This window comes from Arthrobacter antioxidans, assembly GCF_023100725.1.
GTDB lineage: Bacteria > Actinomycetota > Actinomycetes > Actinomycetales > Micrococcaceae > Arthrobacter_D > Arthrobacter_D antioxidans.
Map to the genome: position 1 here is coordinate 3,617,836 of NZ_CP095501.1, position 14,936 is coordinate 3,632,771.

Sequence of the window (14,936 nt, forward strand, 5' to 3'; positions counted from 1 at the left end):
AGGATGAGAGGCCGTCAGGGGGCCTGGACGGGCAGGCGCAGGAGCCGATCATCCTTGTCGGAGGGATTCCCTCGTCCGTCGGTGTTGCTGGTGAGGATCCAGAGGTCGCCGTCGGGTCCGGTGGTGACGTCTCGAAGCCTGCCGTAATCGCGGGTGAAGTAGTCCACGGACCGGCCGGGGTCGGCCGTCGGCACGGTCCGCAGCACCTGGCCGCGGAGGTTGGCGATGTAGAGGGTGCCCTCCAGGTACGTCATGCCGCTGGGGCTCGCCGCACCGGGGTCCCATTGCTGGACGGGATCGGTGAAGCCGTCCTCGCCGGCCACGCCTTCGACGGCGGGCCAGCCGTAGTTGGCCCCGGGGGTGATGATATTGAGTTCGTCCCAGGTGTTCTGCCCGAACTCGGTGGCGAACAGCGTGCCGTCGTCGGACCAGGTCAGGCCCTGGGGGTTGCGGTGCCCGTAGCTGTAGGTGAGGGAACCGGGGAACGGATTGTCGTCAGGGACCTCCCCGTCGGGAGTCATGCGAAGGATCTTCCCTGCAAGCGAGCCACGATCCTGGGCGGCGTCGCGGCGGCCCGCGTCCCCGGTCGTCGCGTACAACATCCCGTCGGGGCCGAAGGCGAGGCGGCCACCGTCGTGGACGTTCGCCGACGGGATGCCGTCGAGCAGCGTCTCCGCCTCCCCCAGCGCACGTCCGCCGGCAGTCCCGGTGAGGATGAAGCGCTGGATGCGGTTGCCGTCCGCGGCCGTGGAATAGACGTAGAGCCGCTGCTCGTCGTCGACCGCCAACCCGAGCAGGCCCCCCTCCCCTGCCCCGGCGACGCCCTCGACGGTTCCGACCACACGGGTGGAACCGTCATCGAGGACTTCGAGGATCCTGGCGCTGTCCCGCTCACTGATGAGTGTCACCCCATCGACGAACACGACCGACCACGGCGCCTGAAGACCCGAGACGACGGTGACGGGCTCGGCAAGAGCGGTCGCCCGGCCCTGCGACGGCGTCGCGTCCTCCGGGGACGGCGGGTTCCCGTCGCCTGATCCCGGGCTGCAGGAGGTGATGAACGCCGCCGCGCCGAGACCGATCACGGCAAGGGCCACACCGCGGGGGATACAGATACTCATGGTGGTCCTCATGGTACGGCGATCGGTGCGCAGTCGACCGCCGCCATCGAGCCGTCTTCGAAGGTCCACCGCCGACGGTCAGGAGGAGCGAGCGAGCCAGGCCTCGAGCGCCGCCCGCACCGCCCGGTCCACCGTAGTTCACCGCGAACCGCGGGTCCTGGACGTACATCGCCCCGAGTCCCCGAACGTACTCGGGCAGGAGGGCCCCCTCGTCGTCGCGCGGCACGCCCGGGACGGAGGAGAGCCAGGCGATGTGGCGCCCGGCCAGCTCCTGGGCTTCGCCACCGGTCGGTGCCACACCCCGGGTCGCGGCGTCGGCCCAGCCCGCATTGAGCTCCGCGACCTCCCGGCCGAACGCCTCCCTCTCCTCGTCCGTCCGCCCGCGCCACCAGGCATCGCCCTGGGCATAGGCATCGCTGCCCCACCGCTCCTCGACCTCCTCCCGATAGCGCGTGTGGTCGAATCCGTCGAACATCTTCTCAGGCATGGGTTCCTCTCCTCGTTCCAGGGCCTCGACCGTCATGAGGACCGCACTGATCTGGCGGTCTAGGCGTTGCTGCTCACCGCGGAGGTGGTCGAGGTGGGACCGCAGGGCGGATACCGGGGCAACCGCACCGCCGTCGTCGAGCACCGCACGGATGGCCGGTAGCGGCAGTCCGAGGGATCGCAGCAGCAGGATGCGCTGGAGCCTCACGAGTGCCGGGCCGTCGTAGAACCGATATCCGTTGGCGCCCACGCGGGACGGTACCAGCAGGCCGACGTCACCATAGTGGCGCAGGGTCCGGCTCGTGGTGCCGGCGAGCCGAGCCACGGCGGTGATCGGGTATTCCACGTCGTCCTCCTCGTCCACCTCCTTCCGCCGCACGGTGCAGCGGAAGGATTCAACAGTAGGAATTGACGCTGCGTAAAGGTCAAGCGGGCCCTGTCGATGCGGGCACGTGACGGGGCGCGGGAGAACCGGTCAGTTGTACCAGAACCATTGCGGCGGACGCCACGATTCCGGGACGGCATGTGCATTGAAGGTGCCGCACTCGGAGCAGGTGTAGCTCGTGCTCGCAGGGAGGAGATCGGTGGAATGGTCGGCCTGGCGTGCGGGCACGAACTCCTCGAAGATCAGGTAGTCGTCCGTGCGGCACAGGGGGCAGGCGGGGGCTTCTTCGGTGGGCGGGATTGAGACGGCGGAGCTACTGGTACGCAGGCTCCGCCCGTGATCGATTGTTGTCATGAGGTTCACCGTTTCCGTACCTGCAACCGACGCTGGGTGCAGGTACTTGGGGTACGTATACGGCGACCATAGACCTTTACTACTCGATGCGGAACCCCAAGAACCCACGTAATCACGCAGGCTACGGGCCCGACTGGCACAATGGCCCCATGACCATCAGGGCCCCCAGATCCACGGCGGCACTTCCGCCGGAACAGGCCGCACCCCTGCGCCGCGCACTCGGCAGCAGCGCCGACGTCACCGTGTTCGTCGACGGCACCGCACACCGGCTTCCCGGGGAGGCCCAGGCCGCCGTCGTCGACCTCCTCGCCCGCCTGTCCGACGGCGACGCCGTCCAGGTGACCACGGTCGCCGAGCTGCTCACCACCTCGCAGGCGGCCGAGCTCGCCGGGATCTCGCACAGCTACCTGCGCAAGCTCACCGACGCCGGCACCCTGCCGGTGGAATACCGCGGATCGCACCGGCGCCTGCGCCGGGCCGACGTCGAGGACTGGCTGCGCAGCCAGCTTCGCCGCTCGGACCCCTCCGGCAAGGAGCCCGGCGAGGCGTAGCATCGTCGTGCTCCGGCGGCCCTAGGACTGCTCGAAGCGGGGCCGGGAGCGCCACCGCCGTGCCTTGAGCGCGAGGTGCAGTTCCAGGCGCACCGTCCCGGCGAGCGGGTCCGCGCCGATGATCGACCGGATCCTCGTCAGCCGGTTGTAGACGCTGCTGCGGTGGAGGTGGAGTTGCGCGGCCACATCCTGCACCGAACCGTTCTTGTCGTACAGCAGTTCCAGGACCGGTAGGAGCTCCTCGAGGCGGTCCGCCTCGCACAGCTCGTCGAACCGCACGCTGCCGTGCGCCGGGACCTGCCACCCCATCGCGCCGAGGAACTGGTAGACGCCGATCTCGGCGAACGCCGACACCCCGCCGAGCTGGGGATCCACGGCGTCGGCCTGGGCCGCGTGCTGGGCCTGCCGGAACGCGTCCGCGAAGTCCCGTGGATCGGCGGCGGGCTCGCTGAGGCCCAGGACGAACCGACCTGCAGGACGTCCTGTCCGCTTGACCACCTCGACCCGGCACCGGTCCACCACATGCTGGAGGGCGCTGCGGCCCACCCTGGCCTCGCACAGGAGGACCGAGTGCGTGGACGCCCCTGCGCTGAAGCGGACGGGCTCGACCCCGACCGTCGCCTGCAGGGCGATGGTGCGCTGGAGCAGGGCGGCCTCGAGCGGGTCCTCCCTCCCGGCGCGGGCCGATGACTCGGACAGCTCGTGGACGAGGGCCACACGCCACGGTCCGTGCCCGCCGAGCTCACGCCAGCCGCGCAGGTCCTCCACCGCTGCGGCGACGCCGTGGCAGGCGGCGAGGAACGTGGCCTCCCGCTGCGTGCGCCGCTCCGAGGACGCCGTGTCCGTCTCGAGCAGCAGTTCGGCGAGGCGGTCGACCGTCGGCCGGACCGCCGGCAGGGCGGCGAGGATGCCCGGGGCGGGATCCTCGCTCGAATGCTGCTGCACCCAGAGGTAGCCCACGCGGAACCCCCGGACCAGGAGCGGCACGCACACCCGTCCCAGCATCCCGAGGTCCTCGTTCGCGGGGACGGCGACCGGACGGACGGCCTGCGCGATCCCGTGGCGGAGCTGCCACTCGCTCACATCCGCAGGGACCTTCTTGCTCAGCAGGAAGTTCACCCGTACGCGGTCGGCGGAGGTCTGGTGACTGCTGTACGCAAGGAGGACGCCGTCGGGATCCTCGAGGGACAGGCCGCGCCCGAGCGTCTGCGCGAGCGACTCGACGAGGTCCTCGATCTGCTGGTTCTGCACAGCCCCACAGTAGGCGGGCAGGCCGTCAGGGGCGACACTTGCCGCTCCCGGACTCGACATCTGTCGATAGCCCCTCCAGCATCGATCTGCTAGTGGCCCAGCTCACATCCGCCCGGGAACCGCGGCGCGGCGGGCATTGGAGGCCACGCGGCACGGCCTTCCGCACGAGGGGCCACGCGGCGACCGGAGGAGCCCCGGCGGAGCGCTCCTCGCCGCTCCCTATTCTGGAGCTACCCCGTCCGCCCGATCGAACCCGTGGAGAACCCAATGATCATCGGCGTCCCCCGAGAAGTGAAGAACAACGAGTTCCGCGTCGCCATCACGGCGTCCGGCGTGCACGAGTTCCGGGCCCACGGGCACACCGTGCTCGTGGAACGCGGAGCGGGCGTCGGCTCGAACATCACGGACGCGGCCTACGAGGCCGCCGGCGCCGAGCTCGTCGATGCCGCCGACGACGTCTGGGCGCGCGCGGACATGGTCCTGAAGGTCAAGGAGCCGGTCGCCGCCGAGTACCACCGGTTCCGGAAGGGCCTCATCCTCTTCACCTACCTCCACCTCGCGGCGGAACCCGAACTGACTCGCGCGCTGGTGGACGCCGGCGTCACCGCGATCGCCTACGAGACCGTCCAGGACGGCCGCGCCCTGCCCCTGCTCGCCCCGATGTCCGAGGTGGCCGGCCGCCTGTCCGTCCAGGTCGGCGCGCAGGTCATGACCGCGCCGGCCGGCGGCCCCGGCCTGCTGCTCGGCGGCGTCGCAGGGGTCCGCCCCGCCAAGGTCGTGGTCCTCGGGGCAGGCGTCGCGGGCACCAACGCGACGGCGATGGCGGTCGGCACGGGCGCGGAGGTCACCATCCTCGACATCAACATCGCCCGGCTGCGGGAGATCGATGCCCTGTACGCCGGACGCGTCAAGACGATCGCCTCGAACTCCCTGGAGATCGAGACCTCCGTCCTCGATGCGGACCTGGTGATCGGATCCGTCCTGATCCCCGGCGCCCGGGCCCCGAAGCTCGTCACGAACGAGCTCGTCTCCCGGATGAAGCCGGGCAGCGTCCTGGTGGACATCGCCGTGGACCAGGGCGGGTGCTTCGAGGACTCCCGCGTCACCACGCACGAGGACCCCACCTTCACGGTGCACGGATCACTCTTCTACTGCGTGGGCAACATGCCCGGCGCCGTCCCGAACACGTCGACCTACGCGCTGACCAACGTGACGCTGCGGTACGCCGTGGCGCTGGCCGACCGGGGCGTCCGCGCCGCGTTCGACGCGGACCCCTCGCTGGCGCGCGGGCTGAACGTCGCGTCGGGGCGGGTGGCACACCACTCGGTGTCCGAGGCGCACGGCCTGGAGCTGGCGAAGGACTGGTCGGCACTGGTCTAGTACTGCCGGGCGCCTGACCGGGCGACTCCGCCCGGTCAGGGGCCCCGCAGCCTGAGCGGGTACGCGGCGTGGACCTCTTCGATCAGCCGCACGACGTCGAGGGCCTCGACCGCCTGCACGGGCGGCGGCCCGTCCCCGTGGAGGGCCGTGACGAGTCCGGCGTAGAAGTCCGGGTACCGGCCGGGGCCGACGACGAGCGCCTCGGCGTCCGTGTCGCGCCCCATCATGCCCCGGGGCGGCACCATCAGGGCATCGGCCGCGTCCACGAGGCCGTCCGGCGGCACGCCCGCCGCGAGCAGTGCCTCCTGCGGGTCCGTGCCCGTGATCGTCAGTCCGCCCTGCGCCCCGGTCACACGGAAGCGGGGCCGGGCGAGCGGCGCGAGGGTCCCCGCGTGCAGATGGCTGGTGACCCCGCCGTCATGCCGCAGGACGAGGAACGCCGAGTCCTCGGCCGCTCCACCGCGGTCGCTGCGCAGTTCGGCGTACACGGGGACCGCCGGCCCGAAGAGGGCGAGCGCCTGGTCGATCAGGTGCGAGCCGAGGTCGTAGAGCACGCCACCTCCGTCCGCCGGCCCGGCGGCGCGCTTCCACGGCTTGCTGATGGACGGCTTCCACGACTCCATCGCCGATTCGAAGAAGCGCACCTCGCCCAGGCCCCCCGCCGCGACCACTGCCCGCACCGTCAGGAAGTCCCCGTCCCACCGTCGGTTGTGGAACGGCACGAGGAGCGTGCCGGCTGCGCGTGCTGCGTCGATGAGCCGCCCGCCGTCGTCGGCGTGCACCACGAGGGGCTTGTCGACCACCACGTGCAGGCCCCGCGCGAGCGCCGCGGCGGCCAGCGGCGCGTGCGTGGCGTGCGGGGTGGCGATGACGGCCAGGCCGAGGTCCGGCACGGCCTGGAGCGCGTCGTCGAGCGTGGCGGCCACCAGGACGGTCGGATATGCGGCCCGCGCGGCCTCCCGGCGCTCCGGGCTCGGCGTGACGACGACGGCGAGATCCAGTCCGGGCTCGTGCCGGATCAGCGGTGCGTGGAAGACGCTGCCGCCATGGCCGAAACCCACCAGCACCGTCCGGACGGGCCGGTGCGGGATCGGGCCCACGAGCGTCAGGAAGGGTCGAAGTGGGCGCGGGGGACGGTGCCGTTCAGCCCGGCGACCATGCCAGCGGCGAGCACCCGGAGCTTCACGTTGCGGGAGTTCGAGGCCCTCCGCATCTTGTCGAACGCGTCCTTCTGCGAGCAGTTGTCCTGGCCCATGATGATCCCGACGGCGAGATCGATCTCGGTGCGGGTCTGCAGCACGGCGTGGAGGTCCTCCGCCGTCGCGGCGTGCTGCGCCACGCGCACAGCGAGCTTCAGGGCCTGCGACGCCTGCACCGTGAAGGCGCGGGCGACCCTCCGGTACTCCTCGCTGAACACGGAGGCGTCCTCGGCGTACAGGTTGAGGGCCGCACGCGCCGACCCCTCGAGATCCAGCGGCAGGCAGAACATGGCACCTACCCCGTTCCGCGTGATGTGGCGCATGAACTCGGGCCAGCGCGCGTCGGTGCGGGCATCGGCGATGAACACCTCGTCGTGCACGCGCAGGGCGTGCAGGCACGGGCCGTCGTCGTGCTCGTACTGCACCTCGTCCATGGCCTTGGCCTTCTCCCCGCTGCTGCCGACGGTGAGCTGCTCGTGGACGGAACGCTGCAGGGTGATGCCGCAGTAGGTGTCGCCCTGGGTGCCGAGGGTCTCGGCGGTGAACTCGGCCAGCTCCTGCAGGAACGCGTGCACGTCCGGATGATCGACCAGCAGATCCTGGAGGCGCGCGGCGGCCGCTTCAGGGGGGAGGAGGTCGACGTCGTCGGCCACGATGTGGAGGCGCGGGCCGGCCATGGCCTCGTCCTCGACTGCCTCAGGGGAGTCGGACATCTGCTCGGGCACCTCCTCCACGCTCAACCACCTCACTCGACGGCCGGCAGGGCGCCGGCGCTTGCCAGTCTACAAGGGCCCGCCCCCAGCGCGGGGGCGAGCTGCGTCCGCCGCGAGGGCGGAGACGAGGGCACGCCATGACGCGGCCAGACGGGCGTTCGACATGCCCCGGTGCTCCTGCAGGTGCAGCAGCAGGCCCGCGTTCAGGAAGGCCGACAGCTGGTAGGCGCCCAGTTCCGGATCCTGCACGTGCAGGCCGCGCAGCAGCACGGACAGGTGCAGCCGCGTGAGTTGCTGCGTCGGATGTTCGAGGTCCGGTCCGCCCTGCTGCTCGGCCGCCCGGAGGATCTGCCCGTCGAACCGCATGCGTTCGATACTCGCCTCGCCGAAGGCGATCAGCCGCTCGAGGGGTGGCGCGCCCGGCCCCAGGGGAGGAGGGCCGGCCATGAAGGCGTGCTGGAAGGAACGCCCTGCCTCGTCGGCGAGCGCGTGCATGAGGCCGGCCCTGTTGCCGAACCTCCGGAAGACGGTGCCCTTGCCCACTCCTGCCCGCCGCGCCACGGCATCCGTCGTCAGCCGCTCGGGACCACAGGTCGCGACGATCTCGGCCGCGGCATCGAGGATGAGACGGCGGTTGCGTGCCGCATCGGTCCGCTCTCCGTCGTCGCCCGTGACCCGGAGCAATTCCTCGCCCTGCATGCCGCCACTATAGCGGCGGAATAAAACGGACCGCAGTCCGCTTGCAGGAGGGGACGCACGTGTCGCAGTACCGAACGCCCGGCCGAACGGCCCCACAGCATTGGGAGAAACCATGACCACCACGATCCTGACCCTCGTCGGAAGCCTGCGCGAGGGTTCCATCAACCGCCAGCTCGCGGAGGCGGCCACCGCACATGCCCCCGAAGCCGTCGACGTCGTCACGTTCGATGCGCTGAACGACGTCCCGTTCTACAACGAGGACATCGACAACGACGCCGACCGCCCCCAGGCCGCCGACGCCCTCCGCGCCGCGGCAGCCGACGCGGACGCCGTCCTGCTCGTCTCCCCCGAATACAACGGCAGCATGCCGGCGGTGCTGAAGAACGCCATCGACTGGCTCTCCCGCCCCTACGGCGCCGGTGCGCTCTCGAGCAAGCCCGCCGCCGTCATCGGCTCCGCCTTCGGCCAGTACGGCGGGGTGTGGGCCCACGACGAGGCCCGCCGCTCCCTCGGCGTCGCAGGTGCCACGGTGCTCGACGAAGCCCGGCTCTCCATCGGCAGCTCGATCACGCGCTTCGCCGAGGTGCACCCGAAGGACGACGCCGAGGTCTCCGGTCTGGTCACCGGGGTCCTGATGGCCCTCGCTGGCGCGGCCGCGCCCGTCGCGGCCTGATCGGCAGCCACCGCGCACGGCGCAGCACAGGTAGCAGCACAGAGACAGCAGGACACCGGCGCAACCCGCGCCGGTGTCCTGCTGTCCGTCTGCCGCGGGGTGCGGCTCAGTGCCAGAGGCTGTCCGCCCAGGCGGCATCCCTCAGGTAGTCCCTGGCGGGCCCGATCTCCCAGAGCTGGCCCTGCGGGGCGAGGACGCCGTCGTTCTGCATCGACTCGACCTCCTCCGACGAACAGCCGAGAGCCTCGGAGAGGTCGGCGTCGTCCATGGCCAGCACAACGGTGTTCCTTGGGTTCATGGTGCAGTCCTTCGGTCGGTGGATGGGCCGGGCTACAGGGTGGTGCGCGCCGCGCGGACCGGGCCGGCCACCGGCTTCCAGCTCCGCGCATACAAACCCAGTGCCGCCTCCTCGCGGGCAGCGAAGCCCAGGCGGTTCAGCGCCATGTGCGCCTGGTACACGGTCAGATGCTGGGCGCTGCGGCTGACGCGGACCTTGTCGGCCCGGTACAGATAGGTGTCGAGGGCGCGGAACCAGCGCCGCCGCCAGTTCTGCACGGCGGATTCGGACGCCGTGGCCGCCATGAGCGCGTGGAAGCCGGGGGCCTTCGCGGCGACCTGCGCGGCCATCGCCTCCCGGACCCCCGACGCGCGTGGGCCGACGTCGGCCGTGCACGCGCGCAGGTGGCTGTCCCAGTAGAAGTCCCAGGAGAGTCGCCGGCGGTCCGGCCATCCCGCGGAACGCGGGCCGCGCATCATGCTCTGCGCGGAGTCGAAGAGGAGCAGCGCCGCGAGCGCGGAGCGGTTCTGCAGGCGGGGGAAGCGCTGGGTCCCCCAGAGGGCGAGTTCGGAACCGAGTTCGAAGACCTCCTCGGCGAGGTGCAGACCCTCCACCCCGCCGTACTTGACGAGGTTGGCCTCGAGCTGCGGATCGGCCATCTCCCGACCGCCGGAATAGTAGGTGTTGCTGGCGGGAGCGGTGAAATGCTGGCGGACCGTCAGCCGGGGTACGCTCCTGGCGCTACGGTCCTGGAGTGCCCGCTGAAAGCTGCGCAGGGGTTCGAGGACGCGGGGGTGGGCATGGATGCTGAGTCTGACCTGTCCCATGACGCCCGTCGACGGGTCCTCGCCCCGCGTGAAGTACCAGCGCTTGGCGCCGAGCGCCTGGGCCTGCGCCACCAGCGGGGTGACCAGTTCTTCGATGATGCCGTCCGCTACATCGAAGCCACCCGTCGAGAGGGAGAGATGCCACCACTGAGTGCTGACGACCGTCCGTGAGGCGGTACGAACGGCGGTCAGCTGGCTCATGGCTCTCTCCTTCAGGGTCTGTGATCACCCCCGCTGGGGCGGGCTCTGGGGGCGCCCTCCGGATTCTGCTCCCGGGGGCACCTGTTACTTGGGCCAGTCCCAGCTGGCCGCCGTGGGCTGGCCCTTGGGCCAGTCCCAGCTGGCCGCGCTGACGGACTGGCCTGCCGGCAGAACAGCTCCCACCAGGATCAACAGGCCTGCAGTTGCGCCGAATACCTTCTTCATGGCGATCCTTCCTTGCCCGTGTCCCGGGTGGTCGAGCTGTCCCCGCACGTGCCGATCGGAACGTGCCCGGTCCCTGCGTGAGGGCCCCCCTCGGGACTTCCGCTGAACCGGCTTCATCAGAATGTCCGGCGCCGACAGGTAGTGTCCAGCAGTAGAGGTGGCCGTTTACGGACATGGCGCGATCAGGACGCGGGAGTGCGCCGTGACGATCCGGGACAGCGGCGTCCCGGGCTCACTTCCGCGGAACGGCGGGGATCCCGGCGCTCCCGGGAGGAGCGGATTGCCCCTGTCCCAGCCGTGTCATTAACTGGACATGTCATCTTTTCCGCACGCGATTCGCCGCTGGTGCCAGCGGCGACAAGGAGGTCTCATGCTGGGTGCGACGTCACTCGAGGTGTACCGGTACGCCGTGGGACACCCCGGCTGGACGCGCGCCGAGGCCTCCGAGGCCCTCGGGCTGACACTGCGCCGCATCGACGAGGCCGTCGGCGAGCTGTCCGACCGTCGACTGCTCAGCCCGCAGGCCGGAAGCCCGGACGGACTCGTCGCGGTCTCACCCGACGTCGCCCTCGCCGACCTCGTCGACGCGGACGAGCGCGAGTTGCAGGAGCTCAAGGCGCGCATCAGCGCCCAGCGGCGTGAACTGTCCAGCCTCCTGCCCACTTTCCTCGACGCCCGCAAGCACATCCTCGCCAGCACGTCGGTGGAGACCCTGGAGGACCCGCATCTCATCCACCGGGTCCTCATCGACTACGGGCGCGACGTCACCGAGAAGGTGTACATCGCGCAGCCCGGCCAGGGATCGACGGCGGACGTCCACGAGGAGAGCGTCCGGAAGGATCTCGAACTCCTCGAACACGGGGTGCGACGGCGGACCCTGTACGACACGAGTACGCGCGACCATGTGCCGACCCGCAAGGCTGTCGAGGCGATCGCCGCGGGCGGCGGCGAGTTCGGCGTCCTCCCGTTCATCCCCCTGCGCATGCTCATCTTCGATGAGAAGCTGGCCCTGGTGGGCCGCCAGCTCACGCGCGACGACAAGGCCGCCCTGGTCATCCGGGACCACAGCCTGATCAACATCTTCACGCGCCTGTTCGACATCGCGTGGGAGCTCAGCGAGGCCTTCCTCTGCCCGCAGCAGGTCGGATCGCCCTTGAGCGCGATGCAGCGCTCCATCATCCAGGGCCTCGCGAACGGCCTGTCCGACGAGTCGATCGCGCGGCGCCTGGATATCAATGTGAGGACCTGCCGTCGGCACATCGCCTGGATGCTGGAGACGCTGCGGGCGGACAGCCGCTTCCAGGCAGCCCTGAAGGCGCGCGACGCGGGATGGGTCTGAGCGGCCTGCGTCGCCGCATTCGCATGCGTTGCACTGATGGGCAACACCTGTTGCCTGATGGTGAACCCGGGCCTAGACTCTGGGCGTGACGTCCTCCAGCGAGACCCCGACCGACTTCCTGCCCGCCGAGACCGAAGCAGCCCTCGAACGCGCCGTCGATTCCGCCGCGCGCCACGACGAGCTCTTCTCGCTGCGCGCAGCCAACATCAAGCAGTCGGCGGTACGTGACGTCTTCGACATCTCCATCCGCCCGGGCCTCGTCTCCCTCGCGGGCGGGAGCCCGTACCTGAAGTCCCTGCCGCTCGAGGACCTCGGCCGGACCGCCCAGAAGATCATCGCCGAGCACGGGCTCGAGGCCCTGCAGTACGGCGGCGGCCAGGGCATGGACGAGCTCCGGCGGCTCGTCTGCGACGTCATGGCGGCCGAGGGTATCGAGGGCGCGAGCCCCGAGGACATCGTGATCACCACGGGCTCCCAGTCGGCGCAGGACGTCGCGGCGAAGGTCTTCTGCGACCCCGGGGACGTGATCCTCTGCGAGGACCCGACCTACGTGGGCGCCCTCAACACGTTCGAGGCCTACGAGGTCGACGTCGTCACCGTCCCCATGGACGACGCCGGGCTCATCCCCGACGAGCTCGACCGGGTCATCGGGGAGCTCCAGGCGCAGGGCCGCTCGATCAAGCTGCTGTACACGATCCCCAGCTTCAACAACCCGAGCGGCATCACGATGGCCGCGGATCGTCGCCAGCGGGTCGTCGACATCTGCCGCGACCACAACATCCTCGTCCTCGAGGACAACCCCTACGGCATGCTGCGCTTCGACGGCGAGCCGCTGAAGCCCATGCGCGCGGACAACCCCGACGACGTCATCTACCTGGGCTCCTTCTCGAAGATCTTCGCGCCCGGCGTGCGGCTCGGCTGGGCCCTGGTACCCAGGCACCTCTACCGCCGGTTCTACCTCGCCTGCGAGGCCGTGGTGCTGTGCCCGTCCCCGCTCACGCAGATGCTCGTGAGCGCCTACCTCACCGAGTACGACTGGCGCGGGCACCTGACCTCGATGCGCAGCCTCTACCGCGAGCGGTGCGAGGCCATGCTCGGCGCCCTCGCCGAGGCGTTCCCGGAGGGCGTCCACTGGACCACACCGGACGGCGGGTTCTTCGTCTGGGTCACCCTGCCGGAGGGCATCGACACCTACCCGCTGCTCTACACGGCGATCGACGCCGGCGTCGTGTTCATCCCGGGCGCCGCCTTCACGCCGTCGGACGAGCCCTCCAACAAGCTCCGGCTGGCCTTCAGCGCCGTCTCACCGGAGGACATCGTCGAGGGCGTCCGCCGCCTGGCGCCGATCCTGCGCGGAGCGATCGAGCAGAACAGGTAATCCGCCGGTTCGCACCGCGGCTACCGCGGCGGCCGGTTCTGCTGGCGCAGCGTCACCGCGATCGAGATGAGTGCCGCGATGATCACGAGGATCGACAGCCGCGCCACCGCGCCGAGGTCGGGGAAGACCAGCTGCAGGACGCTCGACGCGAGGAAGCCGATCACCACCACGAGCAGGAGCCTGCTCAGGGGATAGCGTGGTCGCGGGCTCCTGCCCCGTTCCCCGCCGGGTAGCTGCTGGTTCATGGCCCCACCCTAGTCGAGCAGGAGGGCGGGCTCCTCGAGGATCGACGCGACGTCGGCCATGAAGCGTGCGCTCAGGTCGCCGTCCACCACGCGGTGGTCGAACGATCCACCGAGCGTGGTGATCCAGCGGGGGATGACCTCCCCGTCGAGCACCCAGGGCTTCTGCTTGATCGTGCCGAAGGCCACGATCGCCACCTCGCCCGGGTTGATGATGGGCGTCCCGGTATCGATGCCCAGCGCCCCGATGTTGGTGATCGTCAGCGTGCCGCCCTGCATCTGGGCCGGTTGCGTCCTGCCGGCCCGGGCCGTGGTCGCAAGGTCGTTGAGGGCGAGGGCCAGCTCCTTCAGCGAGAGGTCCTGCGCGTCCTTGATGTTCGGGACCATCAGCCCCCGGGGTGTCGCGGCGGCGATGCCGAGGTTCATGAAGTGCTTGACGAGGATCTCGTCCTCGGCCCAGGTGGCGTTGACGGAGGGGTTCCGCGCCGCCGCCCAGATGACGGCCTTCGCCAGGATCAGCAGCGGCGAGACGCGGATGCCCTCGAAGTCCCGGGACGCCTTGAGCCGCTTCACGAACTCCATGGTCCGGGAGGCGTCGACGTCGACGAAGATGCTCACGTGCGGTGCCGTGAACGCGCTCTGCACCATGGCCTTCGCCGTCGCCCGGCGGACGCCCTTGACCGGGATCCGTTCGATGCGGCCGCCCCCGAGGAGTTTGCGGTCCGACCAGAAGGAGTCCGCGCCGTCCTGCTCGGCGTCGCGCTGGGACTGGTAGCTCATGAGGTCCTGCTTGGTGACCTCGCCCGCGGACCCGGTGGCCGGGACGTCCGCGAGATTGATGCCGAGGTCCCGTGCGGCCTTGCGGACGGGCGGCTTCGCGAGCACGCGGCTGATGAGCTGGTTCAGCGGATTGGTCCGCCCGGGTGCCCCGGGGGACCGGTCGGGGTGCGGCTCCGTCGGCGCGCCGGCACCAGCCGCCGCGCCGGACGGCGGAGCGCTGGGCGCCGCCGGCGTGTGCGGTTCGGGCTGCGCTGGCGCTGGCGGTGCGGGGGCGGACTGGGTGGCCGAGGTGGTGACGGGCGACGAGGGCGACGCGGACGGTGCGGCGGATGGCGTCCTGCGCGGACGGCGCTTCACGGCGTCGGCTTTCGGCCCGGTGCCCACCAGTGGACCGGGCGAGGGTTCGGGGTCCGCCGCCCCGGGACCGGTGGCATCGACTCCGTCCTGCTGGACGCCGGCGAGCTCCCCGGGCATCTCGGGCGCGGGGACCGGGGCGTCGCCGGTCGGGGCGACGGAACGAGCACCGGCAGCCGCGGGAGCGGCGGCATGGTCTGCACGATCGGATGCGCCGTCGGTCGCTGCGGACGGGCCGGGCGCGCTGCCGTCCCGGGTGGCGGCGTCGTCGACGGCGAAGATCGGCGTGCCGACCTCGATGGTCTCGCCCTCCGCGACGAGCAGCTCGGACACGGTGCCTGCGTAGGGCGAGGAGAGTTCCACGAGCGACTTGGCGGTCTCGATCTCGCAGATGATGTCGTTGACCGCCACCGTCGCTCCCGGAGCCACCTTCCACTGCACGATCTCTGCCTCGGTGAGGCCTTCACCGACGTCGGGCAGGTTGAACGTCTTGAGCGTCAT

Annotated in this window: 17 protein-coding genes; 5 read left to right on the top strand and 12 right to left on the bottom strand. The window is 70.7% G+C overall.

All coding sequences use genetic code 11. The features are described from left to right. Positions 1–14 precede the first annotated feature (14 nt). The 3 genes from MWM45_RS16800 to MWM45_RS16810 all read right to left on the bottom strand — a co-directional run bounded on the left by MWM45_RS16800 (position 15) and on the right by MWM45_RS16810 (position 2,346). Complete coding sequence (locus MWM45_RS16800; RefSeq protein ID WP_336296678.1) at positions 15–908, bottom strand: PQQ-dependent sugar dehydrogenase; 894 nt, start codon at positions 906–908, stop codon at positions 15–17. Further along, a complete protein-coding gene (locus MWM45_RS16805) occupies positions 892–1,971 on the bottom strand; it encodes a MerR family transcriptional regulator (RefSeq protein ID WP_336296679.1) in 1,080 nt (359 codons plus the stop codon). Before MWM45_RS16805 ends, MWM45_RS16800 begins: the two co-directional genes overlap by 17 nt. 111 nt (positions 1,972–2,082) lie before the next feature. After that, entirely contained in the window at positions 2,083–2,346 is a 264-nt protein-coding gene (locus tag MWM45_RS16810; protein ID WP_247827436.1) for a hypothetical protein, read from the bottom strand. A gap of 149 nt (positions 2,347–2,495) precedes the next feature. Between MWM45_RS16810 and MWM45_RS16815 the strand changes: the two genes are divergently transcribed. Next, positions 2,496–2,897 carry a helix-turn-helix domain-containing protein gene (locus MWM45_RS16815; protein ID WP_247827437.1) on the top strand — a complete coding sequence of 134 codons (402 nt, stop codon included), beginning with the start codon at positions 2,496–2,498 and terminating at the stop codon, positions 2,895–2,897. A gap of 21 nt (positions 2,898–2,918) precedes the next feature. Here MWM45_RS16815 and MWM45_RS16820 read toward each other — a convergent pair whose 3' ends face one another. Continuing rightward, positions 2,919–4,148 (bottom strand): PucR family transcriptional regulator, encoded by a 1,230-nt coding sequence (locus MWM45_RS16820; protein WP_247827438.1) that lies wholly within the window; start codon positions 4,146–4,148, stop codon positions 2,919–2,921. Between the two features lie 267 nt (positions 4,149–4,415). On the opposite strand from MWM45_RS16820, the gene ald reads away from it, so the two are divergent. Continuing rightward, a complete protein-coding gene (ald, locus tag MWM45_RS16825) occupies positions 4,416–5,528 on the top strand; it encodes an alanine dehydrogenase (protein ID WP_247827439.1) in 1,113 nt (370 codons plus the stop codon). Positions 5,529–5,563: 35 nt separating this feature from the next. Here the strand turns inward: ald and MWM45_RS16830 are convergent, their stop codons facing one another. From MWM45_RS16830 to MWM45_RS16840, 3 genes are read right to left on the bottom strand one after another with little or no spacing between them, the layout of a single operon-like run. After that, the gene (locus MWM45_RS16830) at positions 5,564–6,589 is read right to left on the bottom strand and encodes a Gfo/Idh/MocA family protein (RefSeq protein WP_247827440.1); all 1,026 of its coding nucleotides are present in this window, start codon (positions 6,587–6,589) and stop codon (positions 5,564–5,566) included. Positions 6,590–6,633: 44 nt separating this feature from the next. Continuing rightward, positions 6,634–7,461: a GAF and ANTAR domain-containing protein gene (locus MWM45_RS16835; RefSeq protein WP_247829274.1), complete on the bottom strand. Its 828-nt coding sequence runs from the start codon at positions 7,459–7,461 to the stop codon at positions 6,634–6,636. 48 nt (positions 7,462–7,509) lie between these two features. Continuing rightward, on the bottom strand, positions 7,510–8,139 hold the full coding sequence (locus MWM45_RS16840) for a TetR/AcrR family transcriptional regulator (protein ID WP_247827441.1): 630 nt from the start codon (positions 8,137–8,139) through the stop codon (positions 7,510–7,512). 112 nt (positions 8,140–8,251) lie between these two features. Between MWM45_RS16840 and MWM45_RS16845 the strand changes: the two genes are divergently transcribed. Then, on the top strand, positions 8,252–8,812 hold the full coding sequence (locus tag MWM45_RS16845) for an NADPH-dependent FMN reductase (protein WP_247827442.1): 561 nt from the start codon (positions 8,252–8,254) through the stop codon (positions 8,810–8,812). Between the two features lie 106 nt (positions 8,813–8,918). Here the strand turns inward: MWM45_RS16845 and MWM45_RS16850 are convergent, their stop codons facing one another. The 3 genes from MWM45_RS16850 to MWM45_RS16860 form a co-directional block, all read right to left on the bottom strand. Further along, on the bottom strand, positions 8,919–9,110 hold the full coding sequence (locus MWM45_RS16850) for a hypothetical protein (RefSeq protein ID WP_247827443.1): 192 nt from the start codon (positions 9,108–9,110) through the stop codon (positions 8,919–8,921). Between the two features lie 32 nt (positions 9,111–9,142). Next, positions 9,143–10,117, bottom strand: a complete 975-nt coding sequence (locus MWM45_RS16855) for a lantibiotic dehydratase C-terminal domain-containing protein (protein WP_247827444.1) — start codon at positions 10,115–10,117, stop codon at positions 9,143–9,145. A gap of 84 nt (positions 10,118–10,201) precedes the next feature. Next, positions 10,202–10,342 (bottom strand): hypothetical protein, encoded by a 141-nt coding sequence (locus MWM45_RS16860; RefSeq protein ID WP_247827445.1) that lies wholly within the window; start codon positions 10,340–10,342, stop codon positions 10,202–10,204. 370 nt (positions 10,343–10,712) lie between these two features. On the opposite strand from MWM45_RS16860, the gene MWM45_RS16865 reads away from it, so the two are divergent. Both MWM45_RS16865 and MWM45_RS16870 read left to right on the top strand, forming a co-directional pair. Next, complete coding sequence (locus MWM45_RS16865; RefSeq protein ID WP_247827446.1) at positions 10,713–11,681, top strand: helix-turn-helix transcriptional regulator; 969 nt, start codon at positions 10,713–10,715, stop codon at positions 11,679–11,681. 85 nt (positions 11,682–11,766) lie between these two features. Next, positions 11,767–13,059: an aminotransferase-like domain-containing protein gene (locus tag MWM45_RS16870; RefSeq protein ID WP_247827447.1), complete on the top strand. Its 1,293-nt coding sequence runs from the start codon at positions 11,767–11,769 to the stop codon at positions 13,057–13,059. A 20-nt stretch (positions 13,060–13,079) separates the two neighbouring features. Here MWM45_RS16870 and MWM45_RS16875 read toward each other — a convergent pair whose 3' ends face one another. Both MWM45_RS16875 and MWM45_RS16880 read right to left on the bottom strand, forming a co-directional pair. Beyond that, positions 13,080–13,304, bottom strand: coding sequence for a hypothetical protein (locus MWM45_RS16875; protein WP_043442380.1), 225 nt, complete (start codon positions 13,302–13,304; stop codon positions 13,080–13,082). Positions 13,305–13,313: 9 nt separating this feature from the next. Then, a complete protein-coding gene (locus MWM45_RS16880; protein WP_247827448.1) occupies positions 13,314–14,936 on the bottom strand; it encodes a dihydrolipoamide acetyltransferase family protein in 1,623 nt (540 codons plus the stop codon).